General features: G+C 62.0%; 15 protein-coding genes. 9 read left to right on the top strand and 6 right to left on the bottom strand.

From position 1 onward, the window contains the following. Positions 1-3: 3 nt before the first annotated feature. The 4 genes from I7X13_RS18280 to I7X13_RS18265 are packed head-to-tail and all read right to left on the bottom strand — an operon-like array spanning position 4 to position 5,390. The gene (locus I7X13_RS18280; protein ID WP_198076582.1) at positions 4-1,071 is read right to left on the bottom strand and encodes a prenyltransferase/squalene oxidase repeat-containing protein; all 1,068 of its coding nucleotides are present in this window, start codon (positions 1,069-1,071) and stop codon (positions 4-6) included. Next, a complete protein-coding gene (locus I7X13_RS18275; RefSeq protein ID WP_198076581.1) occupies positions 1,062-2,303 on the bottom strand; it encodes an ABC transporter ATP-binding protein in 1,242 nt (413 codons plus the stop codon). Before I7X13_RS18275 ends, I7X13_RS18280 begins: the two co-directional genes overlap by 10 nt. Next, positions 2,296-4,560, bottom strand: a complete 2,265-nt coding sequence (locus I7X13_RS18270; RefSeq protein WP_198076580.1) for a cytochrome P450 — start codon at positions 4,558-4,560, stop codon at positions 2,296-2,298. The genes I7X13_RS18275 and I7X13_RS18270 overlap by 8 nt, the downstream gene beginning before the upstream one ends. After that, on the bottom strand, positions 4,560-5,390 hold the full coding sequence (locus I7X13_RS18265) for an ABC transporter permease (protein WP_198076579.1): 831 nt from the start codon (positions 5,388-5,390) through the stop codon (positions 4,560-4,562). The genes I7X13_RS18270 and I7X13_RS18265 overlap by 1 nt, the downstream gene beginning before the upstream one ends. A 113-nt stretch (positions 5,391-5,503) precedes the next feature. On the opposite strand from I7X13_RS18265, the gene I7X13_RS18260 reads away from it, so the two are divergent. Beyond that, a complete protein-coding gene (locus tag I7X13_RS18260; protein WP_198076578.1) occupies positions 5,504-6,514 on the top strand; it encodes a UbiA family prenyltransferase in 1,011 nt (336 codons plus the stop codon). Here the strand turns inward: I7X13_RS18260 and I7X13_RS18255 are convergent. Continuing rightward, complete coding sequence (locus I7X13_RS18255) at positions 6,511-7,458, bottom strand: glycosyltransferase family 2 protein (protein WP_198076577.1); 948 nt, start codon at positions 7,456-7,458, stop codon at positions 6,511-6,513. The two genes, I7X13_RS18260 and I7X13_RS18255, sit on opposite strands and share 4 nt — an antisense overlap. A gap of 57 nt (positions 7,459-7,515) precedes the next feature. Beyond that, on the bottom strand, positions 7,516-8,664 hold the full coding sequence (locus I7X13_RS18250) for a glycosyltransferase family 4 protein (RefSeq protein ID WP_198076576.1): 1,149 nt from the start codon (positions 8,662-8,664) through the stop codon (positions 7,516-7,518). 549 nt (positions 8,665-9,213) lie between these two features. On the opposite strand from I7X13_RS18250, the gene I7X13_RS18245 reads away from it, so the two are divergent. The 8 genes from I7X13_RS18245 (at position 9,214) to I7X13_RS18210 (ending at position 24,952) form a co-directional block, all read left to right on the top strand. Beyond that, entirely contained in the window at positions 9,214-11,997 is a 2,784-nt protein-coding gene (locus tag I7X13_RS18245; RefSeq protein WP_317191589.1) for a hybrid sensor histidine kinase/response regulator transcription factor, read from the top strand. Positions 11,998-12,201: 204 nt separating this feature from the next. Then, positions 12,202-13,524 carry a sugar porter family MFS transporter gene (locus tag I7X13_RS18240; protein ID WP_198076574.1) on the top strand — a complete coding sequence of 441 codons (1,323 nt, stop codon included), beginning with the start codon at positions 12,202-12,204 and terminating at the stop codon, positions 13,522-13,524. A gap of 70 nt (positions 13,525-13,594) precedes the next feature. Continuing rightward, the gene (locus I7X13_RS18235) at positions 13,595-14,476 is read left to right on the top strand and encodes a carbohydrate kinase family protein (protein ID WP_233454844.1); all 882 of its coding nucleotides are present in this window, start codon (positions 13,595-13,597) and stop codon (positions 14,474-14,476) included. A gap of 45 nt (positions 14,477-14,521) precedes the next feature. Then, positions 14,522-16,066, top strand: coding sequence for a glycoside hydrolase family 32 protein (locus I7X13_RS18230; RefSeq protein ID WP_198076573.1), 1,545 nt, complete (start codon positions 14,522-14,524; stop codon positions 16,064-16,066). Positions 16,067-16,111: 45 nt separating this feature from the next. Beyond that, positions 16,112-17,941: a glycoside hydrolase family 13 protein gene (locus I7X13_RS18225; protein ID WP_198076572.1), complete on the top strand. Its 1,830-nt coding sequence runs from the start codon at positions 16,112-16,114 to the stop codon at positions 17,939-17,941. A 164-nt stretch (positions 17,942-18,105) separates the two neighbouring features. Continuing rightward, on the top strand, positions 18,106-21,171 hold the full coding sequence (locus I7X13_RS18220; RefSeq protein WP_198076571.1) for a SusC/RagA family TonB-linked outer membrane protein: 3,066 nt from the start codon (positions 18,106-18,108) through the stop codon (positions 21,169-21,171). 19 nt (positions 21,172-21,190) lie between these two features. Next, complete coding sequence (locus I7X13_RS18215) at positions 21,191-22,756, top strand: RagB/SusD family nutrient uptake outer membrane protein (RefSeq protein ID WP_198069776.1); 1,566 nt, start codon at positions 21,191-21,193, stop codon at positions 22,754-22,756. 135 nt (positions 22,757-22,891) lie between these two features. Next, on the top strand, positions 22,892-24,952 hold the full coding sequence (locus tag I7X13_RS18210) for a glycoside hydrolase family 65 protein (RefSeq protein WP_198076570.1): 2,061 nt from the start codon (positions 22,892-22,894) through the stop codon (positions 24,950-24,952). Positions 24,953-24,964: the final 12 nt, after the last annotated feature.

Below are 24,964 nucleotides of genomic sequence, written 5' to 3'. Positions count from 1 at the left end.
AGTTTAGCTAATAATGGCCTGATAGCGGGCCAGGGCCTCAAGGCAGAAAGCGGTGGTCATCTCCTCCGAGCCCCAGCCGACCAGCTTCTTGGCACCCCCGTAGTACACCAGCCAGCGCGGCCACTCGCCGTGCGCCTGCTGCGCACCCAGCAGAAACTGCACCGCCGGCCGCAGCTCCGGTGGCTGCGCGCCCCAGTTGAGCAGCGTGCAGATGGCCAGGGCCGTGTCGAGCACGGTGTTGCCCAAGCGGCCGTCGGGCCGGGCAGCGGCCACAATCCGGTCGATGACCGGCTGCCGGGCGGGCTCTAGCTGCGTGATGCCGCGGGAGTAGTTGCGGGAAAGGAAGTAGTACACCACGTGCGGGTCGGGGTACCACTTGTCGCAGCCGGCTTCCTGGTGTTCTGCAATGAGGCGCAGCAGCCAGGCAATGACGGGCTGCGTTTCGGGAATGTCGCCGAGGTAGTAGAGCGCGTTGGCGTTGACTACCGGGTCGACGTCGCCCGGCGTGGCTTCCACGCTGCGCCAGAGCAGCAGGTTGCGCAGCGGGCGGGCCAGCCGGGGCAGTGTGATACGCCAGTGGGTGCGGTTGGCGTTCCAGCCCCGGGCCACAAACCAAGTGTAGAACAGTCCCTGCCGGTTGCGGTTGGCCAGCAGCAGCGGCACGTTGGTGGGTGTGGGGCAGTCCACCCCCCGGGCCTGCAGCAGCGCCGACACGCAGGCCGTATCGTCCATATCCAGCGGCAGCGGGTCCCGCATCGGGTGCAGCCCGGTGAAGTGGTGCCACAGGCCCCCGCGGTTCATGTGGTACTGCAAAAAGCCGGTGGTGCGCGTCAGCATTTCCTCGGCCTGCGGGTGTTGGGCCAGGGAAAGCAGGCTATTGGCAACGAGGGCCGTGGGGAAGATGCAGCTGTCGTGCACGCACCATTCCTGCATGGCCGCATCGGGCGCGAAATAGCTGCAGAACTCCCCGTTGGGGTACTGGTGCTGGTGCAGATAATCAAGGCCCTGGGCAATGGCCGAGGCCAACTCGGACGCTTCCAGCGACTGGGTTAGTGCGGCAGCTAGTTCCATTCTACTTCGACGGTGACGAGTTGCTGGAGCATTTTCTGAGTATTCTTCGTCATGCTGGGCGCGTCCCCCACGTGCAGCCGGCCGGGCGCATCTTCCCAGCCCCAGAGAGCGACGGATTGCCGGTTCTCAAAATCAGAAATGGCCGCTTTCAGCAGGTAGTCGCCGGCCGTGAGGGGCAGGCTGCGCAGGCGGCAGGTGAGCCGATGCCGCCCGGGAGCCAGCGCCAGGGGCGCCGGTGGATAGGCGGCCGTGATGCAGGTGCTCCCATCGCCGCTATAAACAAAAAAGCCCCATATTACGCCGGGCACCGGCCGCAGGGCTTGGTAGGTGAGGGTCACGAGCACCTCGTCGCCGGACTGGATAACCGGGCCCGGACCGGTAAGCTCTAAGTCCTCAATAAAGGCCGGGCATGCTTCGCTTAGAGTGGGCGTCATTCGCTCGGGCAGGCCCGTTGCGGAAGCAGCCCCAGCTTTTTGGTGAGAAAAATAATAGTCCAGGGCTTCCGTGGTCGTGCCTTCGAAGGCCAACCGGCCCTTCTCCAGCACTAGGCCGCGCTGGCACACGGCCTGCATGTGGTGGGGCTGGTGCGACACCAAGATGAGCGAGCCGCCTGCTGCCAAATAGCTCATCATGTGGTGGATGCATTTGCGCTGAAAATCGATGTCGCCTACGGCCAGCACTTCGTCCACGAGCAGCACGTCGGGGTGCAGGTGGGCGGCCACAGCATAAGCCAAGCGCGCCACCATGCCCGAGCTGAAAAACTGCACGGGCATGTCGATTGCCGCGCCAAGGCCCGTAAACTCGATGATGGCGGGCAGCAGCGGCAGCACCTGGGCCCGGCCCACGCCCAGCAGGGCGGCCCGCATGAAGATGTTTTCGCGGCCGGTCAGCACCGGGTCGAGCCCCGCGCCCAGTTCGATGAGCGCGCCCACCCGGCCCCGCAAGTGGATGGAGCCGGCATCGGGCTTGATTAGGCCGTTAAGCAGCTTGAGCAGAGTGCTTTTCCCGGCCCCGTTGGCCCCTATGATGGCCAGTGCCTCGCCCCGGCGCAGTTCAAACGACAATTCGTGCAGGCTCCAGAACTCGGCCCGGCGCAGACCCAGAGTGGGCGCGGCACCCGGCCAGGCTTCGGCGGCAATGTCGCGCAGCCCGTACCAGAGCGAGGTGCGCAGCTGGGAGCAGAATTTTTTGGACAGGTTACGCACCGTAACCACGGCGGCAGCATCAGTCATGGGGCGCGGCGGGAACGGACGAGGCCAGCAGCGGCAGCTGCTGCAGCACCCGCATGATTTGCGAAGGCCGGAATTCGGGCAGAGCGCGGGCGTTGGCCAGCCGCAGGCGCGGGCCCTGGGCCAGCAGCCACTGCACCATCAGCCGGGTTTCGAGCCGGGCCAGGTGGGCCCCAATGCAGGCGTGGATGCCGCCTCCAAACGCCAAGTGGCGCGCCGGTTTGCGCTGCAAGTCGAGCACATCGGGCGCGGAAAAACGCCGAGGGTCGCGATTGGCCGCTGCCACGCAGCAGAGCACCAGGGTGTCGGCGGGCAGGGCTTGGCCGCCCAGCACTACCGGCTGCGTAGTACGCCGGGGCAGGGTGTGCAAAGGCGTTTCGAGGCGTAGCATTTCTTCCACGAAGGCCGGCACCAGCGCGGGGTCGGCCCGCAGCTGCTCCGCTACCTGGGGGTGCGCCAGCAGGTGATAGGCGGCGCTGCTCATGAGCATGCCAGTAGTAGATAGTCCAGCCAGCCAAATAGTTATAGACAGATTGACTATCTCGGCGAGCGAACACCGGCCGGCCCGCCAGTGGGCCAGCAGGCGGTCGAGCAGCACCGGTTCGGCCGACGTTTGCCGCTGCTCGAAGTGCGCTTGGAAGAAGGTCGTCAGTTCTTTGAAGTACTCGAACTCGTAGAGCTGGCTGGGCAAGCGGCTGCCCAGTTCCTGTCGCTCGGCCGGCGTGAGGCCCAGCAGCTCGCCGCTCATGGCCTGGGTCAGGGGCAGGGCGAGGTCGTGCACAAAGTCGAACGAGCCGCGGGCCAGCAGCGTGGCCCCCAGTTCTACTATCCCATCGTTAGCAAACTCGGCCAGCGCCCCCAGCCTTTTAGGCGAAAAGTAGGACTGTATCAGGGTCCGGGTTTCGGTGTGCAGGGGCGGGTCGGCCCCCGCCAGCTGGTTGTCGATGGGGGCAGTAGGGTTGCTGGAGTACACCAGCGGCTCGCGCATCACCTCGTTGATTAAGTCGCTGTCGACCACCAGCCAGCCGTTCTCGGCGGCCAGAAAATGCAGCGGGCCTTGCCGCTGCAGATAAGCAAAACCAGGGTTGAGGTCGTTGGTAAAGCCGGGGTCCAGCAGCTGGAACTGCGCCGTGAATTCGGCCGGGGTCATTTCCCGGCGCGGCATCTCGGGCGCACCCGTCACGCGCTGCCGCTGGAGCTGCGCGAAGTTTTCTTCCACCACGGCCCATTCGGACTGGCCGGCTTGCAGGGCGGGCAACAGCTGGACTGAACCTAGTTGAGCCGCAAGCTCCTCTTCGCTATAGAAAGGAAATGGGTTACTGCCTATCGGAAGCAATAGCCGGTTGCCATCGGCCAGGGCACTGGCCAGAGTGCTGTGCAGCTGCACCGCGTGCTGAAATACCGCCAGCCAGTAGTCGGCGCTCAGCACCGTGCCGGCCGCCACTCTGCCGCCCCGCGTGGCCAAATAGCAGGCCCGGGCCAGGGGCAGGGGCTGCAGACCGGCCAGGGGGCGGCGCATAGCGGTTAGGTGCGTCGGCAGGAGCGAATGGTAGGGCCGGATGGCAGTGTCGCTCAGCACCTGGCTGGAAAGGCCGTGGGCCGACAGATAGGCATGGCCTTGGGCCAGTTCGTCGAAACGGCAGAGCAGCAGGCAACTGGCCGCCTCCCGTACCAGCAACAGCGACAGCTCAACCGGGCTGCCGGGCAGCAGCGCCGCCAGCGTGGCCTCGCTGCTAGGCACCAGCAGCACCCCATGGGTTGGCGTGGTGCGCTGGCCGATGGCGTAGCCGCAGGCGCTCACCCGCAGAGCATCGGGCAGGCTGAGCCCACCGCAGGCGTACACGGCGGCAATTTCGCCCAAGCTGGTGCCCAGCGCAGCATCGGGCTGCACGCCCCGGGCCCGCCACATATCCACCAGGGCCAGTTGCAATACCACGCTGCCGTGCATCAGGCGCGGCTCATCGCTGAAAAAATCTGGTCCCGCTTCGCCGGTAAACTGCGCCAGCAGCGAAGGCCCATGAAGCTCCTGGGTGGTGAACAGCTCACAGGCATCGACGGTGGCCCGGAAGACCGGGTCGCGGGCGTAGAGCTCGTGGCCTAGCTCGGGCCAGGTGGCCGTGCGGCCACCAAATGCGAACAGGCAGGACGGAACGGGGCGGCCGTGGCGCAGGTAGTGAAACTGCCGCTGCCCGCGCCGCGCCAGCCGCTTGAGGGGAGCGGGCGCATACCGGACCAGCAGCGGACGAAAAATGCCAAACATTAGAGGCGGGCGATAAGGTGCGGCTGGGCTAGGCGGTAGGCCAACCAGGTGAGCAAAAAGAAAATGCCGCTGAGCCCCGCCACTAGGCCAAAGCCAGAAGTTGGGGCCAGCGGACCAGCCAGCAGCCAGTGGCGGGTGGTAGTAAGCAGCGGCGTCACCGGGTTCAGGTTAAACCAATTGGCAAAAGCGGCGGGGGGCGAGTACACCACGGGCGTTATCAGAAACCACAGGTTCAGCACCACCGGTAGCCCTTGGGCCACGTCGGCGTACAGCAGCCCCAGTAGCGCCAGCAGCCAGCCCAGCGCCAGGCCCAGCAACACCAGTGCTGCCAAGCCCAGCGGCACCAGCGCCAGCGTGCCTGTCAGCGGCACCCCGAACCACAGCATAAGCCCCAGCAGCACGCCCAGCCGCAGCAGGCTGTTGAACACCACCACGGCCGCCCCGGCTGCCACAAAGGCTTCGTGCGGCACGCGCACCTTCGCCAGCGTGGCTTTGGCATTGGATAACTGCTGCAAGGGGCAGTTGAGCGCCTCCACGAAGCCCTGCCACAGGAATACGCCGGCCAGCACGAAAGCCGGGTAGGGCACGGCGCTGGATGCCACGTTCAGCACCCGGCTGCGGCCCAGCAGCACCCACACCAACCCGGTCACCAAAGGAGGCAGCACCAGCCAGGCGTAGCCCAGCAGGCTCTGGCGTACCTGCACCTTCAGGTTGCGCAAAAACAACTGCCAGCCGATGTGGTACACCACTTCCAAATCGGCCCATACCCCCTGCAGGAATACCCGCGGCGTGCGGAGGGGCGACTGCGAAGTGTAGATTGTTTCTTTCATTTGGGGTAAAGTTGCGACGGCGGAGCTGCTGCCACAGCCGATAAAGCATGATGAACGACCCGGCTGCGGCCGAACCAACGGCTCGGCAACAGGCAGCCCATTCCCTGTTTCAAATGGCGCGCGCCAGCGAGTGGTGGGCCTACAAGTTCGCCCCGATTCTGGCCACCGCCTACGCCACGGCCTGCCTTGTGCGGGTACCGCTAGGGCCCCTGCTGCCGCGGCTGCTGCTGTTGCTGCTGGCCCTTATGGTGGGTGCCACCTACGTCAGCGTGCTCAACGACTGGACCGACCGGGCCGACGATGCCGCGGCTGGCAAGGCCAACCGCCTGGCCCAGCAGTCGGGCCGCACAGTGGCGGCGGTCCTGGTGGGATGCGCGGGCATTGGCCTGGCCATCGGCGTGTATTTCTACCAACTCAGCCATTGGGCAGCAGCGCTTTATTTGGGCGCCTGGGTAGCCTATTCGCTGTATTCGCTGCCCCCGCTGCGCCTCAAGGTACGTAGCGGCTGGGGGCTGCTGGCCGATACCGCCGGGGCGCACCTGTTTCCGCAACTGCTCACGGCCACGCTGGTCAGCCAGTGGGCGGGCGTAGCTCCCGCGACCCTGTGGCTGGCGGTCGTGGGGGCTTGGGCCCTGGGCTGCGGGCTGCGCAACATCCTGTGGCACCAATTGGGCGACGCGGCCAACGATGCGCAGGCCGGCGTCAACACCTTCGTGGTGCGCTTTGGCGCGGTGGCCGGCCGCCGGCTGGCCTTGGCTGCGCTGCTGCTGGAAGTGGCCGGCCTGGCCCTGCTGCTCGGCCTGCTCCAGCAGCCGTTGGCCTACCTGGCCTTGGGGCTGTATGGGGGCCTCACACTGCTGCGCGCCCGCGTGTGGCGGCAGCCCGTGGTGGTGGCGCAGCCCCGCCCGGGGCAGCACATTCTGCTCAACGAGTACTACGAGGTATACTATCCCCTGGCCCTGCTGCTGGGCCAGGTCTGGCGCTCCCCCAGCGATGGATGGGTCTTGGTGCTGCACGGCGTGCTGTTTGGCCTGCACAGTTGGGAGCGGTTGCACTTGTGGGGCGCGGCCTCGGTTGTGTTCAGGGATAAAATGCGGCAGCTGTTTCAACGGGCCGGCGCTTAGCTTTTGGCGTAGTAATTTCTTGCGTAGGCCGCTACCTCTAGAACAATGTTGCGGCTAGTAGCCAAAGGCGCTAGCCGAAAGGCCTTGGCGATATGACGGAACATAGCCTTTTTTGCAGCATGCTTATAGCTCGCATATGCGTAATGAAAATGATGCTTGGCTTGCCGCTGCCGAAAAATGCTTACCTCTGACCATAGCAACTGCGCCCGATGGCGCTGCAGTAGCAGGGGCTCATCATGGAAGCTCAGCTCTTTGGCCAACGCTATGTAATTGCGCCCATCGCAGATGTTGTCCCCCTGTACGCGCTTCAGCCAGCGAGGAACCATGGTAAATGCGGCGGCGGTGGGCTGCTGCATTACAACATCAAGCAGCAGGCACCAATCGTCGGCGATTAGCATCTCTTCATTCCAGCCACCCAGCATCACATTGCGCCGAACAATAAGGGCAGAAGAAGGCGCCGGACAGGTTTCCAGCATCAGGCGCCGCGACTGGGCCGCGTTGAGGTACCACCAGTCTCCAATGGCCCGTGTAAAGTAGCGCTGTTGCGCCGCCGCTTGGCGAAAAAAGAGCTCCATACCATTGTACTGCTCGTCGGCCCGCCAGTTCATAAACACCAGATTGATGTTGGGCTGCAATTGCTCAATGCCACTGCTTAAAAAGTTAGCGTCCCAGACATCGTCTGAGTCGAGCGAAGCCACGTATTCGCCCCAGCAATGGCGCAGGCCTGCGTTTCGCGCCGCCGCTTGGCCTTGATTGGTCTGGTAGATGTATTCCACTCCCGCAAAGGCACTTACCAGCTGACGCGTATTATCCTCGGAGCCATCGTCGACAACAATGATTTGCTTGTGCGGGTAATCCTGGGCCAAGACGCTGTGGATGGCATCGGCAAGCAGGTGCGCCCGGTTATATGTTGGAATGATAATAGAAACCAGGCCTGGCTGCATGTAGTAGTATACCGTTGAGTGAGAGCAATATCTTTATGTGATACAAATAATCAATTATCAATTGCCAATCATTTGGAGCAGGCGCTGGCTAAACACTGCGCCGGGCTCAGGTGGAACGTTGTTCCGGGCACAGGCAGCGGCTCGCTGGCCAATGCTCGGCCATTCGGCATAGCGAACCCACGCGCGCTCAAGGGCTTCATCGAGCGCCGCGACGGTAGCGGCCGCGGCCACAAAGCCCGTTTCGTTATTCCCAAGTAGCTCAGCCGTGCCGCCGGCTGCCGTAGCAATGGCCGGCCGGCCACATAGCATCGCTTCCACCAGGGCTAACGGCAGGCCTTCGTAGCGTGATGGCAAAATCAAGGCGTGGTGGCTGGCCCATACGGCCGTAATATCGGGAACTTGGCCGGCCCAGGTCACGCGGTCGTGCAGACCGAGTAACTCTGCCATCTCTCGCAAGGCCGGTTCATCACCGCCGCTGCCAAAAAAGGAAACGTGCAGGGGGCGCTGTTGCCACTTTGGAAGCGCCAACACCTGCAGCAGAATATCCTGTCCCTTATCCAGCACTTCTAGCCGGGCCACGCATGCCAAATGTACCAGGGTGGGAGAGGCTGGCCAGGGCAGTTCTCCCGCGTATGGCACATTAAACGGGTTGGGAACCACGCTAGCGTGGTCTAATTCCAGACCCAATTGGTGCTGAGTTACCACTAAATTGTGCCGTGAGACAAAGTAGCAGTGGCGGGCGGCGCCGTAGACTAAGCGAGCCATCGCGCGCTGGTGTACCGGCGGAAAAAAGATTTCAGCCGCTTTTTGGGCCACGAGCACAAAAGGAAAGTTAGCGCGTCGGCAGACATCGGCGAATCCGATGCCATCGAAATTCGAGCCTTGTGCCACTACCACTAAGTCAGGCTGCTGTTGCCGTAGGTGTTGCTCAACCTGGTCGAACTGGTTTTCGCCGGCTGTCCACTGTCGGCTCGTAGTCAGCAGGCGGTTGAGCAGGCGTTTAGCCAGCTTTGGGTATGTCCTTATTCCAACAACTATGCAGCCCGCCGCCTGAAGCTGTTGGATGCGCGGATGCTGCGCGTCAAAAGCCGTTTTTAGAATGGTAATCTCGTGGCCTGCGCTCCGCAACGCAAGTGCTGCTTCTGCCCATAATTCCTCGCTCCCGCCCCATGGGATAATACAGGAACTAATTATAGTGAAACGCATGCAAATGGCTAAAGATATGGGCTACAAAGCTACACTGTAAACCAACACGTCAGCATCTAATATACATGCTAAATAATAATTTCTGCTTAAATTACTTATAAATTAAGCAGAAATTGTTACGTGAAATTACATTTCTTATCCTTTATGACTTTGGGGGAATATCATCCTGTGTGCTAGGGTTTAGTATGAGTAATCCGTCATTTTTTTCCGCGGACGCGCGTGGGCCTTCGGTTAGGTTGCGAGTTCGAACCTTGTTTCTCGCTCATTGATGAACAGCCACCTAGCTATTAAGCTAGGTGGCTGTTTTGTTTTTGGCTCCACCATTATTCGTTGCATCAGCGTCTGCTGTCTTGTCACAAAGCGTGCTCGATGCCAAAAAAAATCGAATGCTGTACCCTCATTGTTTACATGCGGAAATGTCCAGGAAAACACTACTATTCACCAGGATTTATTTAAGTCATTATATAATGTGTAGTTTGCAGCAGGCATGAACTGTTGGCTCGCCTGGCTCATGCGTTTACCCCGTAGTTTCTTGTTTCTATTATAGAAGTGGCTGATTACCTGAGCTCATTTTGGTGTCGAATTCTGCTGCTACTACAAGTAGGGGTATTGTTGGGGGGATGCGCCGCTCCTCCGGCCGAACCCGTTTACCGCATTGGCTTTTCGCAGTGCACCATGGGCGACGACTGGCGCCGGGCCATGCTGGCGGGCATGGAAAAGGAATTGAGCTTCCACCCCAACGTGCAGTTTCAGATGTTGGACGCCCGCAACAACAGTGAGCTGCAGCGCCAGCAGGTCGAGCAATTGATTAAGGACAAGGTCGACCTGCTTATTATTTCCCCCAATCAATCCGGCCCGCTCACGGCCCTCACCGAAACGGCTTACAACCAAGGAATCCCGGTGGTGATACTGGACCGGCGCACCACTTCGCGCCTGTACACGGCTTACGTGGGCGGCAATAACCTGGAAGTGGGCCGCACGGCCGGCCGCTACGTGGCCCAACTGCTGCACCAGCGCGGGCAAGTGCTCGAAATTCTGGGCCGGCCAGGGTCCTCACCCGCTACCGACCGTGCCAAGGGCTTTGCGCAGGTACTGGCCGCCTATCCGGATATCCGCCTGACGGCGCAGATGGCCGGCGACTGGCAGCCCTCGTCGGTGTTGCGCCAACTGCCGGCGCTGCTGCGGGCGCACCCCGAAACCGAGCTGATTTTTGCCCACAACGACCCCATGGCCCGCGCCGCCTATCAGGTGGTAACGCAGCTGGCGCTGCCGCACCCCGTGCGCATCATCGGGGTAGACGGGTTGGCCGGGCCGGGCAATGGCCTGCAGCTGGTGGAAGACGGTGTACTGAATGCCACCATGCTCTACCCCACGGGTGGCGAGGAAGCTATTCGGACGGCCCTGCACATCCTGCGCCACGAGCCCTTCGCCAAGGAAAACATGCTGGAAACCATGGTCATCGATTCGGCCAACGTGGGGCCGATGCGCGCCCAGACCGAGCAGTTGGCCTTGCAGCAACACGACCTGCGGCGGCAGCAGCAGCAGCTCGAATCGGAAATGCACCGCTACGCCAGCCAGCGCACGGCCGTGTATCTGTTGCTGGCCAGCTTGTTGGTGGCCACGCTGTTGGGCACGTCGGCGTGGCGGGCGTTGCGCCTCAACCGACGCATCCGGCGGCAACTGGAGCAGCAGAATGCCGAAATCAGCACCCAGCGCAACCAGATTGAGCAGCTGGCCGAAGCCGGCCGGCGCACGGCCGAAGAAGCCAGCCGCTCATCCGAGGCTAAGCTGCGGTTTTTTACCAATTTCTCACACGAGCTGCGCACGCCGCTCACCCTCATTCTGGGGCCGGTGGAGGAACTGCTGACCGATGGCGCCGACCTCTCGGACGGGCAGCGCCAGGACCTGCAGCTGGTGCGCCGCAACGCCCAGCGGCTGCTGCGGCTGGTGAACCAGCTCATGGATTTTCGCAAAATCGACGTGGGCCGCATGTCGGTGCGGGCCACCGAGGGCAACCTCGTCGATTTTGTGCGCGAGCTGATGGACGTGTTTGAGAAAACGGCGCGGCGGCGCAACATCACCTACCGCTTTCTCCCGGCCGAGCCGGTGGTGCAGCTCTGGTTCGACGGTGAAATTCTGGATAAAGTGTTTTTCAACCTGTTATCTAATGCCTTCAAATACACGCCCGATGGCGGCCACATTACCGTAAGTCTGCAGCCTGATTTGGTGGCCCACGTGGTGCGCGTGAGCGTGGAGGACACCGGCCGCGGCATTGCCGAAGTTGACCAGCCGCACGTATTTGAGTGGTTTTACCAAGGTACCCGGTCGTCGGCTAACAGCTCTGGTATTGGGTTGGCACTAGCCGAAGGCCTGACCCGGCTGCACGGAGGCTCGCTTACGTTTCGGACCGAGCCGGGCCACGGCACCACCTTCGAGGTGAAACTGCCTTTGGCCCGGCCCGCCACCTTCCTCGAAGCCGCGCCCGAGCCGCGCCCGGCCCTAACTGCTGAACTGCTGCCCGACGACGAATTTGCCGAAGCTTCCCCGCCGCCGCTGGCCCGCACCGATGCCACCGCGCTGGTAATTGAGGACAACGACGACGTGCGCAACTTCCTGCTGCAAAAGCTACAGCCCTATTTCCAGGTCAGCTCCGCCGCCGATGGCCTCACCGGCCTGCGCCTGGCCGGCGAAACCATCCCCGATGTGGTGGTGTGCGACGTGAACCTGCCCGGCCTGAGCGGGCTGGAAGTGGTGGCCCAGCTGCGGGCCGACTGGCGCACCTCCCACATCCCGCTGGTGCTGCTCACGGCCCGCAGCGCGCCCGAGGAGCAGGTCGCCGGCGTGCAGGCCGGGGCCGACCTCTACCTCACCAAGCCCTTCAACCCCACCTTCTTAGTCGAAAGCCTGCGCACGCTGCTGCGCAACCGCGACCAGCAGCGCGAGCATTTCCGCCGCGAGCTGAGCGTGGACACCGCCACCGTGGCCCCGCAGCGCGTCGACCAGAAATTCCTGGCCGACCTCACCGCCATCATTGAAGCCAACCTCGACCAGCCCACCCTGAGCGTGGACGACGTGGCCCGCAGCCTGGGCGTATCCCAGATGCAGCTCTACCGCAAGGTGAAGGCCCTGCTCGGCACCGGCGTGTCGGACTACATCCAGAGCCTGCGCCTCACCAAGGCCCGGCTGCTACTGCTCCAAGAAGGCAGCACCATCGCCGAAATCGCCTACCTCACCGGCTTCTCCTCGCCTTCGTACTTCTCCACGGCCTTCAAAGGCAAATATCAGGTGTCGCCCTCGGAGTTTAAAGCCCTGCACACCCCCGGGCGGGGGTGAAATATTTTTGCAAATCGGGTCGGATTAATGAAAGATAAGCAGAAGTGCAACTCATTTAGTTATTGTATAAATTATTGATAAATAATGTTTTGCGGTTGAGTTTAAGGCTGTGTTAGAATTCTGCAAGCAATTGAAAGAAACGAGCAAGCCATTGGGAAACCTGCACCGGACTTTTGAGCCAACCTCATTTCGTCCCGCTTTCCCATGGTGCAGCGCAAAGTCCTTTTTTGGTCCATCGTCACGGCGCTAGGCGGCTTCCTGTTCGGCTTCGATACGGCGGTAATATCGGGCGCGGAGAAAGCCATCCAGCAGCTCTGGCACCTGAGCGCGGTTGAGCACGGCTTCACCATTTCCATTGCCCTCATCGGCACGGTGCTGGGGGCTATTTTCGGCGGCATCCCGTCCGATGCGCTCGGGCGGCGGCAGACGCTGCGGTGGATTGCGGTCTTGTATTTGGTATCAGCGGTAGGGGCGGCGCTGGCCCCGGCTTGGGTGCCGTTCATGGTGTTTCGGTTTTTGGGTGGGCTCGGGGTAGGGGCGTCGTCAGTGACGGCACCGCTGTATATCTCCGAGATTTCGCCGGCCGAATCGCGGGGCAAGCTGGTGGGCTTGTTTCAGTTCAACATCGTGTTCGGCATCCTTGCCGCCTACCTCTCCAACTACCTGTTGGCCAACGTGGGCGAGCATTCCTGGCGCCTGATGCTGGGCGTGCAGGCCGTGCCCGCGGTGCTGTTTCTGCTGTTCCTGTTCCGGGTGCCCGAAAGCCCGCGCTGGCTGCTGCTACACGGCCGCCTAGATGAAGGCCGCGACGTGCTGGGCATCATCAACCCGACCACCGTGGACGCCGATGTAGCTGCCATTCTCACTTCCCAGGCGCACGATGCTGGGCAGGATGAATCGCTCTGGAACGTGCAGTACCGCACGCCGGTGCTGCTGGCCGTGGCCTTTGCCTTCTTCAACCAAGTGTCTGGCATCAATGCCATTATCTACTACGCCCCGCGCATTTTTGAGATGACCGGGCTGGGGCAGGGGGCGGCGCTGCTGTCGTCGGCCGGCATTGGACTGGTCAATTTCATCTTCACCCTGCTAGGCGTCAACCTGATAGACCGGTTTGGGCGGCGCACGCTCATGCTGGTGGGCTCGGTGGGGCTCATTGCCACGCTGGGGCTGGTGGCGCGGGCTTTCTACACCGAGCAGTTTGGCGGCGTGCTGGTGCCGGTGCTGCTGTTTGTGTACATCGCCTTTTTCGCCTTCTCGCAGGGCGCGGTTATCTGGGTGTTCATCTCCGAGATTTTCCCCAACGCGGTACGGGCCAAGGGCCAGGCGCTGGGTTCCAGCACGCACTGGGTGATGGCCACAGTCATCGCCTTCACCTTCCCTTGGTTTGCCGAGCACCTGGGCGGCGGCAACACATTCGCCTTTTTCTGCGGCATGATGGTGCTGCAACTCATTTTCGTCCTGCGCTTTATGCCCGAAACCAAGGGCACCAGTCTGGAGCAGGTCGATAAAGCACTGGTTATGCACTAGCGCTCCAACCACGGCCATTTCCGCCCACTGCCACCCACACTTTCACCTCCAAAAACCCACCCCTCACGCCATGGCCATTGCCTGCTTCGGAGAAATGCTCTGGGACGTGCTGCCCACCGGAAAGCAACCGGGCGGGGCCCCGCTCAACGTGGCGGTGCACCTGCGCAATTTCGGGCTCGATGCGCAGCTCATCAGCCGTGTGGGGCACGACGATTTGGGGACGGAGTTGCTGGCTTTTGTGGAAAGCAAAGGCTTGAGCACGAAATATGTGCAGCGCGGCGAAACCCACCTCACGGGCGTGGTGAAAGCCAACGTGAGCAACACCAACGAGGTGACTTATAAGATAGTCCAGCCGGTGGCCTGGGACTACATCCAGTATGAACCCGCGCTTAGCAGCCTGGTTCAGGGGGCCGAAGCTTTCGTCTTTGGCAGCTTAGCTGCTCGCAGTCCGGTGAGCCGCGAAACCTTGTATCGCCTGCTGCAACAGGCGCCGCTAAAGGTCTTCGACGTCAACCTTCGGCCCCCACATTATTCGCGCGATGTGGTGCAATACCTGCTGCGCCACGCCGACATCGTGAAGCTCAACCACCACGAACTCACCGAAATCATGGACTGGTTTGGGGCCAGCCCGGCCGAAGAAACGGCCCTGGAATGGCTCGCGGCCCGCTTCCAGCTACAAGCCGTGTGCGTGACCAAAGGGGCGGACGGCGCCGCCCTCTGGACTGGTGGCCACCTCTACCGCAGCCCCGGCCGGCCCGTGGCCGTGCAGGACACCATTGGGAGCGGTGATGCTTTTCTGGCGGCGCTGCTTCGGGGCCTGCTGAGCCATCAGCCGCCTGCGGACAACCTCGCTTTTGCCTGCGCGGCGGGCTCGCTGGTCGCCACTTTTCAGGGCGCTACGCCGGCCATTTCCGAAAGCATGGTTCGCGAGCTGGCCTCTGCTACTGCCTGATTATTCAATCCTTAACGTCTGCTTTAAGCTGCCAAATCTCAACCGATGAACCAATTGCTCTCCTGCGCTTTGCTTTTGCTCGTGAGCATCTCCAGCCCGGCCCAAACCCCGGTGCCGGCCGCCGACCCGTATCGGCCGGTGTACCACTTCACGGCCCCCAAAAACTGGATAAACGACGCTAATGGTTTAGTCTACAGCAACGGGCAGTACAACCTGTTTTACCAGTATAACCCGCAGAGCGCCCAGCCCGGCCACCTGGCCTGGGGACACGCCACCAGCCCCGACCTGCTACACTGGACGCACCAACCCGTAGCCCTGACCGAATACACCAGCCCCGATGGCAGCAACACCATGATTTTCTCGGGCAGCGCGGTGGTCGATAAAGACAACACCTCGGGCCTGTTTCCGGCCGGCAAAACCGACGGGCTGGTGGCCTTTTACACCGGCCACCAGGAGCGGGCCGGCGCGGTGGTAGCTCAGCACCAGAACCTGGCCAGCAGCCAGGACGGCGGCCGCACCTGGCAGCGCTACGCCGGCAACCCCGTGCTCGACATTGGCAGCAAGGAATTCCGCGACCCCAAGGTGTTCTGGTATGCGCCGCAGCAGAAGTGGGTGATGGCCACCGTGAAAGCCGACCGCCAGCAAGTCTATTTCTACGAGTCGAAGAACCTCAAAAACTGGAGCTTCCTGAGCCGCTGGGGTCGCGCCGGCAACACGGTGAAGGAGTGGGAATGCCCCGATTTGTTCGAACTGCCCGTGCCCGGCGGCGGCACTAAGTGGGTGCTGCTGATTTCGGCCGGCGGCCCGGTGGAGCAGTTCCGGGGCCAGCAGTATTTCCTGGGGCAGTTTGATGGCAAGACGTTTACGCCCGACCAGGCCTACGAAGAGCCCGCCTACCTCGACTTCGGCAAGGACTACTTTGCTGCCGTCACTTTCAACAACGTGCCCGACGGCCGCCGCCTGCTGGTGGGCTGGGCCAACGACTGGGCCTACGCCCAGGCCGTGCCCACCGGCACCGAGTGGCGCGGCAGCTTCGCCGTGCCGCGCGAGCTGAGCTTGCGCCGCACCGCCGCCGGCCTCGTGCTAGCCCAGCAGCCTTTGGCCGAGCTACGCCGCCTGGGCAAAGAATCCCAGACTGTGAAAAACCGCGACCTCAAGCCCGGCGCGGCCGGCTACGAACTGCCCTTCCGCGGCGAGTCCTACGATTTGGAATTGACCCTGAAGCCCGGTAAGGCCAACTTGCTTACGCTAAACCTGCTGCAAAGCGCCGACGAGAAAACCGTGCTGCGCTACGACGTGGCCAAGCAGGAGCTGACCCTTGACCGGCGTCAATCGGGCAACGTGGCCTTCCATCCCATGTTCGCCATGAGCCTCGAAACGGCCAAAGTGCCCCTGCGCGACGGCCAGCTCCAGTTGCGCCTGCTGGTGGATAAGTCGGTGGTCGAAGTCTTCGCCCAGGACGGCGAAACCACGCTCACGGACTTGGTTTTCCCCCGGCAGCACACCGGCCGCATCACTCTCACCACCGACGGCCCGGCGCAACTGACCAGCTTACGTCTGGCCGACCTCAGTAAACCATTAATGCCTTAAAGTACTGATTGTTAGAGAAAGCAGTTTTCGTTAATTTTTTGTGTAATGCCACTTTCCTCGTCCACATCTTTTCTGCTGAATACTGCCAGGCCGCTGTTGCGGCGACTGGTGCCGGGCGGCGCGTTGCTGCTGGCGCTGGCAGGCTGTGGGCACAGTGGGCAAAAAGCCGAAACGGCTACTACCACACCGGCTGGTCCGGCGGCAATAGATAGCGTGGCGACCAAAAAGCCCGACTGGTGGAAGGAAACCGTGGTGTACCAACTCTATCCGCGCAGCTTCCAGGACAGCAACGGCGACGGCGTGGGCGACCTCAAGGGCATCAGCGCGCGGCTTGATTACCTGAAAAGCCTGGGCGTGGGGGCCGTGTGGCTGAATCCCATCTACGCCTCGCCCAATGATGATAATGGCTACGACATCAGCAACTACCGGCAGATTATGCCCGAGTTCGGCACCATGCAGGACTTCGATGTGCTGCTGAAGGGCATGCACCAGCGCGGCCTGAAGCTGGTGATGGACCTGGTGGTGAACCACAGCTCCGATGAGCACGAGTGGTTCAAGCAGTCGCGCAGCTCGCGCACCAGCCCTTACCGCGACTACTACTACTGGTGGCCCGCCGAAAAAGGCACCCCCCCGGCCCGCTACAGCACTTTTGATGTGAAGCGCAACGCCTGGCAGTACGACTCGCTCACCAACGCTTATTATCTGCACTACTTCTCGCGCAAGCAGCCCGACTTGAACTGGAACAACCCCAAGGTGCGCCAGGAAATCTACGCCATGATGAAATTCTGGCTGGATAAGGGCATCGACGGCTTCCGCATGGACGCCTTTCAGTTTGTGGCTAAGGACCCCGCATTTCCGCCTATGCCGGGCCTGAATGAGCGCAACTACACCAACGCCTACAACCACGGCCCGCACCTGCACGACTACCTGCAGGAGATGAACCGGGAAGTGCTGAGCAAGTACAACGTCATGACCGTGGCCGAAGGCGCGGGCCGCAACCCCCAGGAAGCCATGCTCTTTGTGGACCCTGCCCGCAAGGAGCTGAACATGACCTACCACTTCGATGCGGTAGGTGTGGGCAACTCGGCCGCCGGCTACAAGCTCACCGACCTCAAGCGCGTGTTTACGCGCTGGGACAGTGCCTTTGCGGGCAAGGGCTGGCAGTCCATCTACCTCGGCAGCCACGACCAGCCGCGCATCGTGAGCAAGTTTGGCGACGACCGGCCGGCCTTCCGCGCCGCCTCGGCCAAACTGCTCAACACCTTCCTGCTCACCATGCGCGGCACGCCCTACTGCTACAACGGCGACGAGCTGGGCATGACCAACATCGGCCTCACCAACATTGCCGACTATCGCGACGTGGCCGCCCGTAACGGCTACCAGCTGGTGAAAGCGCAGGGCGGCAGCCTGTCGGCCTACCTCCAGAACCTGGCCCGCTTCTCGCGCGACAACTCCCGCACGCCCTTCCAGTGGAACGCCACGGCTCAGGCCGGTTTCAGCACGGGCACGCCCTGGCTCAAAGTCAACCCCAACTACTTAACCATCAACGAAGCGGCAGAGGAGAAAGACTCGGCTTCGGTGCTGAACCACTTCCGCCGGGCCACGGCCCTGCGCCGTGCGCACCCGGTGCTGGTGTACGGGCAGTACCAGCTGCTCGACGCGGCCAACCCGCACATCTACGCCTACACCCGCACGCAGGGCGCCGATAAAGTGCTGGTGGTGCTCAACTTCTCTTCGGAGCCGCGCAGCTGGGCCATGCCCCCGGGCCTGAAGTCCACCGGAGCGGCCTGGCTCAATAATTACCCCACCATTCAGGCCAATTCACCGACGCTGGCGCTCCAGCCCTGGCAGGCTGTGGTGCTCCCGCTGCAATAAAAACATTGGCTTTTCGCAACAACCCATTCTTCTCACCTAACGCTGCAATACATGAATAGACCCGCCACTCGCTGCCTTCTCCGAAATCGTTTGCAGAAATCGTTTTCTGAGACCTGCCAACCACCAACTGCTTAAAAATCTCCCACCATTTCACTTTTCACACCATGAGAAACAACGTTTACAAACGGTATAATCCGTGTGAGCTGCCGGCCACCTCCGGGGGGCGCGGCCCAACAACACTCCTGAAGCTCCTGCTGCTGGGCATTTTGTTTGTTCTGTTTCCGCTGTTGGGCCAGGCCCAGGCCAACCGCACAATTTCGGGCAAGGTGACGGACGAATCCGGCAACGGCCTGCCCGGTGTAACGGTGCTGGTGCCCGGGACCAGTACCGGCACCAGCAGCGGAGCCGATGGCGGTTTCCAGCTCGATGTGCCGACTACTGCCACAAAGCTGTCGTTTTCGTTTGTGGGCTACTCTGCGCAGCAGGTCGACATCACCGGCAAGTCGTCGGTGTCGATAGCGCTGAAAGGTGACGCGCAGGCGCTGAATGAGATTGTGGTAACTGGTTACGGCACGGCCCGCAAGCAGGACGTGACCGGAGCCGTGGCGGTGGTAGGCGAGAAGGATTTTAACCGCGGCACCTACGCCTCGCCCGACCAGCTGATTCAGGGCCGGGTGTCGGGGGTGCAGGTGAGCAACAACAGCGGCCAGCCCGGCGGCCCGGCTTCGGTGCGCATCCGGGGCAACTCGGCCGTGACCGGCACCGGCCAGCCGCTCTACGTAGTGGACGGCGTGGCCCTTGACGGTCGCACGGCCCGCCCGGGCCTGACAGCTTCGACCGACGTGGGCACCGGGGCCGACAGCAACCCGCTCAACTTCCTCAACCCCGACGACATCGAGTCGATGACGGTGCTGAAGGATGCTTCGGCGACGGCCATCTACGGCTCGCGGGCCGCCTACGGGGTGGTGCTCATTACCACCAAGAAAGGTAAAACGGGCGCGCCTTTGTTAAACCTAAGTGCATCAGGCGGCTTCTCGACTTTGCTGCGCCGGCCGGAATACCTCAACGCCAGCCAGTACCGGCAGGCGCTGAGCTACTACGGTTTGCCTACCAGCGGCCCCACTAGCGCCGACAAGGGTGGCGATGTGGATGCCCTGAAATCAATTCTGCAAACGGGCAGTCTGCAGAACTACAACGTGGCAATGTCCGGGGGCGGCGAAACCGGCCGTTACCGCGTGTCGCTGGGCTACCTCAACCAGGACGGCATCGTGCGCAGGACTGGTTTTGAGAAGTATAGCGCCAGCCTGGCCACCAACTTTCAGTTTCTGGAAAGCAAGAAGTTGGGGCTGGACATTAACATGACCACCAGCCAGTTCAAAGAGCAGCTGGCCCCGATTACCACCGACGCCGGCTTCCGGGGCAGCCTCATCGGGCAGGCGTTGCAGTGGAACCCCACCCAGCCCTTGCGCAACGCCGATGGCTCGCTCTATATCGTGCAGGGCGATGTGATAAACCCCCTAGCGGCCCAGGAGCTGTACGACGACCGGTCGCGCGTGAATTCTGTGCTGGCCAGCATCGCTCCCTCGTACAAGTTCACCGACTGGCTGCAGTACCGCCTGATGCTGAGCGTGAACTACAGCAGCGGGGAACGGCGCCAGTCTACCAACCAGCGGTTGATTAATTACCCCGGCATCGAGAACCAGGGCTACGCTGCCATCAGCAACAACGAGCTTACGACCCAGCAGATGGTACACACGCTAAACTTCAACAAAGCGCTGAGTACCAACCTAAATCTGAATGCTGTGGTTGGTTTCGAGTACACGAAGTTTGCCAATTCCGGTTCGGGCATGAATGCCTACGGCAACGCCGCTACTGGTGGCTTTGGCAACTACGGCCTCGACTACACCAACTACATTCAGTTCTCGGCGGCTGGCAACCGCACCATTACTTCGTTCATCGACCCCACATCGGCGCTGCAGTCGTTCTTCGGCCGGGCCATCTTTAATTACAAAGACCGTTACATTCTGACCGGCACCCTGCGTCGCGACGAAAGCAGCAAGTTCGGAGCCAACCACAAGGTGGGCTATTTCCCGTCGTTTGCCGCAGCCTGGGACCTGGGTCAGGAAGCATTTTTCCCGGCCGGAAAGCTGAGCCAGTTGAAGCTGCGCGCCGGTTTTGGCCTTACCGGCAATCAGGAGTTCCCGGCCGGTGCCGCTCAAGACCGTTTTACGCTTGACAACAACGGAGTTGTTATTCCGCTCAACGGCAAAAACGCCGACCTGAAGTGGCAGGCCGACCGACAGTATAACGTCGGTATCGACATTGCTGTGTTCAACAATCGCCTCACCTTCACGGCCGATTATTTCAACAAAACGACTACCGACCTTCTGTTCCCCACCATTCCCGGGCAGCCCGCGCCGCAGGTGCAGGCCATCTACTGGAAAAACCTTGATGGGAAAATCATCAACAAAGGCGTAGAAATGGCGCTGGGCACCACGCTGGTGAGCAGCGAGCGGGTAGAAGTGGGCCTGAACGCGAATGCCACGTTTATTCGCAACGAAGTGAAGGACCTGGTGGGCGGCGACATCATCACCGGGGCCATCAACGGGCAAGGGTTATCGGGGGCTACCTCGCAGCTCATCACCAACGGCTACCCCATCAATGCCTTCTTCCTGCCCCAGTTTACGGGCCTCAACGACCAGGGCCAGTCGCAGTACGCTAACAACGGCGCGGTGGCTTACTCGGGTAGTCCCAACCCCCGTACCCTGCTGGGCCTGGGGGCCAACCTGCGCTACGGCAAGCTCTCGCTGGTGGCCAACATGACGGGCGCTTTCGGGCAGTATATCTACAACAACACGCTTAATGCCGTGGGCAATGTGGGGCAGATTGGGGCGGGCAAAAACATTGCTCTCTCCACCTTCAACAACCCCATTAAGGAAGCCGTGGGCAACGCCGGCTCGGCCTCTACGCGCTACCTGCAGAAAGGCGACTACCTGAAAATGTCGAACCTCACGCTAGCCTACGGCCTGGGCGACTTTGGCAGCTTCGTGAAAGGGGCCCGCGTGTATGCCACGGCCCAGAACCTGTTTGTGCTGACCAAATACGACGGCTTCGACCCGGAAGTGAACACCGTGAAGCGGGGGGCCAACCAAGTGCCCTCCGTGGGCATCGATTACCTGGCGTATCCCAGCGCCCGCGTCTTCACGTTCGGCGTCAATTTCAATCTCTAACGTCTAATTGCTCTTTCCCATGAGATACCAAAAAATAGCCTCCGCGACGGCCGTGCTGGGCTTGCTGCAACTGGTCAGTAGCTGCGACCTGAGCGAAAAGCTGGGCGGCCAAATCAACACGTCCCAGGTTACCATCGACTCGCCCACGGCCCTGCTCCAGGGCGTGTACAACGCCCAGCGCGACCCCATTCAGGGCTGCGTGAGCGTGTTTGCCCTCGAAGAGGTGTCGACCGATGCGCGCATCATGCCCACCCGCGGCCCGGACTGGGACGACAACGGCAAGTGGCGCGCCCTGTTCAACCATACCTGGGACGGCAACAACGAGCGGGTGCGCGACACCTTCACCCAGTTGGAAGGCATCGAGTACGCCGCGACCGACCTGCTGCGCTTCAACCCCACTACCCAGCAACAGGCGGAGGCGCGTTTTATTCGGGCTTGGGCCGAATATTTGCTGCTCGACCTCTACGACCAGGTGCTGTACCGCGACCCCGGCGAAGAGCTGAGCAAGGACGCCCGGGTGCGCAAGGGCACCGACGCGCTCAATTTCATCATCAGTGAGCTGACGACCATTCAGAAAGACCTGCCCGATGCCCCCGTGAGCCGCGCTACCAAAGATGCTGCCCGGGTGCTGCTGATGAAGTGCTACCTCAACAAGGGCGCGTACGCCAACCGCCAGACGCCAACGTTTGCGGCCGCCGACATGAACCAGGTCATCACGCTGGCTGACCAAATCATCACCAGCGGCAAGTACTCATTCACGCCTAATTTCTTCGACAACTTCGCGCCCAACAACACGGCCATTGGTTTGGAAAATATTTTTACCCAAGCTAATACCTTCGGCAATGCCGGCCCCACGCGCGACTTCTGGAAGTTCGTGTCGCACTACAACATGGTGCCCGTGAATGGCTACAACGGCCCGGCCACAACGGGCGAGTTCTATGCCCTGTTTGAGCCAGGCGACAAGCGCCGGGGCGTGGCCTACGCCTCGCCCGGCGGGCCGGCCAACCCGGGCAACCGCATCAACGTGGGCTTCTTGGCGGGCCAGCAGTACAACCTGCTTACCGATGCGCCGCTCACCACGCGTGGCGGAGCTCCGCTGGCGTTCACGCAGGACATCAACCTCTTTGAAAGAGGCGCCGACCTGGAAGCCAAAGGCATCCGTCCCTTGAAATACCCCGTCGATTACGCGAGCGAGGCCAAGGGCACCAACGGCTGTGAAAATGACCACGTCACCTTCCGCCTGGCCGACGTGCTGCTGATGAAGGCCGAAGCCATCATGCGCGGCGGTACTGCTACCAGCGCGGGCATCTACGGAAGCACGGCCCTGGCCATCGTCAACACCCTGCGCACCCACCCCTCACGTGGTGCAAGTGCGCTGCCGGCTCTCACGCTAGACATTCTGCTTGATGAGCGCGGCCGCGAGCTCTACGGCGAGTCGTGGCGGCGGCAGGACATGATTCGCTTTGGCAAGTTCCTGGCTGCCCGCAAGGACAAGCCCCAGAGCGACCCCAAATACCTGGTGTATCCGGTGCCGACCTCCCAAGTGGCCATCAATCCCAATATCACCCAGAACCCGGGCTACTAAGTACAAGTAGCCGCACCACCAGCGCGGTGCCACTTTGCGGGTAGCCGCAGCAAAAGCCGTCATGCTTACTTCGGGTCGGCATGGCGGCTTTTTGCTGCGGTTCCGGTTGCTCTCACCTTCTTTCATTTCCCACCCGTGAATATTCGCTCCCTCCTGGCAGCTTGTGCCAGCCTGTGGCTGGCTGCAGCCGTCCAACCAGCCACCGCCCAAACCTCCCAAACGCCCGACCCTTGGCGCATCGTCGCCGACAAGGTGGACCCGGCCAACTACTACGGCGTGACCGTGGCCAACGGCATCATGGGCGTGGTGTCGTCGGCTGAGCCGTTTAAGGTGAAGAACGTGGTGCTGGCCGGGGCCTACGACCAGTACGGCCGGGGCCGGGTGAGCAATTTCCTCAACGGCATCAACCTGCTGAACATGTACCTGGAAATCGACGGCCGCCGCCTGGGGGCCGCCGATGCCAGCCACTTCCGGCAGGCGCTGGACATGCAGAAGGCCACCCTCACCACCACCTTCGACTACCAGGATAAGGCCACCATCAGTTACACTACCTACGCCCTGCGCCACCTGCCCTACACGGTGCTGCTGGACGTGTCCATCGTGGCGAAAAAGGACCTGGCCCTGACGGCCGCCAGCGTGATGGATACGCCCGACGCCCTGCGCGATGTGCAGAACTACTACAACGAAATCGACCGGCCGCATGCCACCGTGCGCCTGCTCACGTCCTCGGCCAAAAGCCCGACGGGCAAGCTGCTGCTGTGCGCCTCCACCACGTTTCTGTTCACGGAAGGGCAGGGGTTGGAGCCGCGCGTCATCCACGAAATGTGGGACAACGGCGAGCACCTGATGAAGTTCAGCAAAGCCCTGAAAGCGGGCCAGACCTACGGTTATGCCGTGGCGGGCTCGGCCATCACCTCGGCTCACCACCCCGACCCGCTGAACGAGGCCGAGCGCATGACCATCTTCGCCCGCCTCGAAGGCCGCGAACGGCTGCTGGCCTTCCATGCCAAAGCCTGGCAAGACCTGTGGCAGAGCGACATTCAAATTGCAGGTGACGCTCAAGCGCAGCAGGACGTGCATTCGATGCTCTACCATCTCTACAGCTTTTCGCGGGCTGGCACCGACTATTCGCCCTCGCCCATGGGCCTTTCGGGGCTGGGCTACAATGGCCACGTGTTCTGGGATGCCGACCTGTGGATGTTTCCGGCGCTGCTGGTGCTGCACCCCGAAATTGCCAAGTCACTGGTTGAATATCGGTTCCAACGGCTAGAGCCGGCGCGGCGCAATGCCTTTGCCCACGGCTACCAGGGCGCCATGTACCCGTGGGAAAGCGCCGACTCGGGCGTGGAAGAAACGCCGGTGTGGGCCCTGAGCGGGCCGTTTGAGCACCACATTTCGGCCTGCGTGGCCCTGGCCGCCTGGCAATACTACTGCGTGACGCAGGACAAGGACTGGCTGCGCGAGAAAGGCTGGCCGATGCTTTCGGCCACCGCCGACTTCTGGGCCAGCCGGGTGGAGCGCAACGGCCCCGGCCACTACGACATCAAGAACGTGGTGGCTTCAGATGAGTGGGCCGAAAACGTGGACAACGACGCTTTCACCAACGCCGCCGCCAAAGTCAACCTGCAAAACGCCGCCGCCGCCGCCAGGCTGCTGGGCCTGCGCGCCAACCCCGACTGGGCGCTGGTGGCTCAGAACATTCCCATCCTACGCATGGCCGATGGCGTGACCCAGGAGCACGCCACCTACCACGGCGAAGGCATCAAGCAGGGCGACGTGAACCTGCTGGCCTACCCGCTGAACGTCATCACCGACCCGGCCCAAATCCGCAAAGACCTGGCCTACTACGAAACCCGCGTGCCCAACGAAGGCACCCCGGCCATGACTCAGGGCATTTTCGCCCTGCTCTACGCCCGACTGGGCAATGCCGACAAGGCGAAGCTCTGGTTTAAAGACTCTTACGAACCAAATCTGCTGCCGCCCTTCCGCGTCATTGCCGAAACCAAGGGCGGCACCAATCCTTACTTCGCCACCGGCGCGGGCGGCGTGCTACAAGCCGTGCTCATGGGCTTTGGCGGGCTGGATATCACGCCGGCCGGCATTGTGCAGCGCAAAGCCACGCTACCCACCGGCTGGCAATCGGTGAAGATTACCGGCGTGGGGCCGCAGCGGCGCACGTATTCCGTGGGGCGATAGAAAATTGATTGT

It is taken from the genome of Hymenobacter negativus (assembly GCF_016056375.1).
Taxonomy (GTDB): domain Bacteria; phylum Bacteroidota; class Bacteroidia; order Cytophagales; family Hymenobacteraceae; genus Hymenobacter; species Hymenobacter negativus_A.
The sequence above is the reverse complement of the archived record's forward strand: the minus strand, read 5'-3'. Positions and strand labels throughout refer to the sequence as shown.

Bases quoted from the DNA above. Each gene is read 5' to 3' on its own strand.
- I7X13_RS18275 (WP_198076581.1), bottom strand. From the start codon at position 2,303: ATGACTGATGCTGCCGCCGTGGTTACGGTGCGTAACCTGTCCAAAAAA.
- I7X13_RS18240 (WP_198076574.1), top strand. From the start codon at position 12,202: ATGGTGCAGCGCAAAGTCCTTTTTTGGTCCATCGTCACGGCGCTAGGC.
- I7X13_RS18265 (WP_198076579.1), bottom strand. From the start codon at position 5,390: ATGAAAGAAACAATCTACACTTCGCAGTCGCCCCTCCGCACGCCGCGG.
- I7X13_RS18280 (WP_198076582.1), bottom strand. From the start codon at position 1,071: ATGGAACTAGCTGCCGCACTAACCCAGTCGCTGGAAGCGTCCGAGTTG.
- I7X13_RS18250 (WP_198076576.1), bottom strand. From the start codon at position 8,664: ATGCGTTTCACTATAATTAGTTCCTGTATTATCCCATGGGGCGGGAGC.
- I7X13_RS18260 (WP_198076578.1), top strand. From the start codon at position 5,504: ATGGCGCGCGCCAGCGAGTGGTGGGCCTACAAGTTCGCCCCGATTCTG.
- I7X13_RS18230 (WP_198076573.1), top strand. From the start codon at position 14,522: ATGAACCAATTGCTCTCCTGCGCTTTGCTTTTGCTCGTGAGCATCTCC.
- I7X13_RS18225 (WP_198076572.1), top strand. From the start codon at position 16,112: ATGCCACTTTCCTCGTCCACATCTTTTCTGCTGAATACTGCCAGGCCG.
- I7X13_RS18255 (WP_198076577.1), bottom strand. From the start codon at position 7,458: ATGCAGCCAGGCCTGGTTTCTATTATCATTCCAACATATAACCGGGCG.
- I7X13_RS18215 (WP_198069776.1), top strand. From the start codon at position 21,191: ATGAGATACCAAAAAATAGCCTCCGCGACGGCCGTGCTGGGCTTGCTG.
- I7X13_RS18220 (WP_198076571.1), top strand. From the start codon at position 18,106: ATGAGAAACAACGTTTACAAACGGTATAATCCGTGTGAGCTGCCGGCC.
- I7X13_RS18235 (WP_233454844.1), top strand. From the start codon at position 13,595: ATGGCCATTGCCTGCTTCGGAGAAATGCTCTGGGACGTGCTGCCCACC.
- I7X13_RS18270 (WP_198076580.1), bottom strand. From the start codon at position 4,560: ATGTTTGGCATTTTTCGTCCGCTGCTGGTCCGGTATGCGCCCGCTCCC.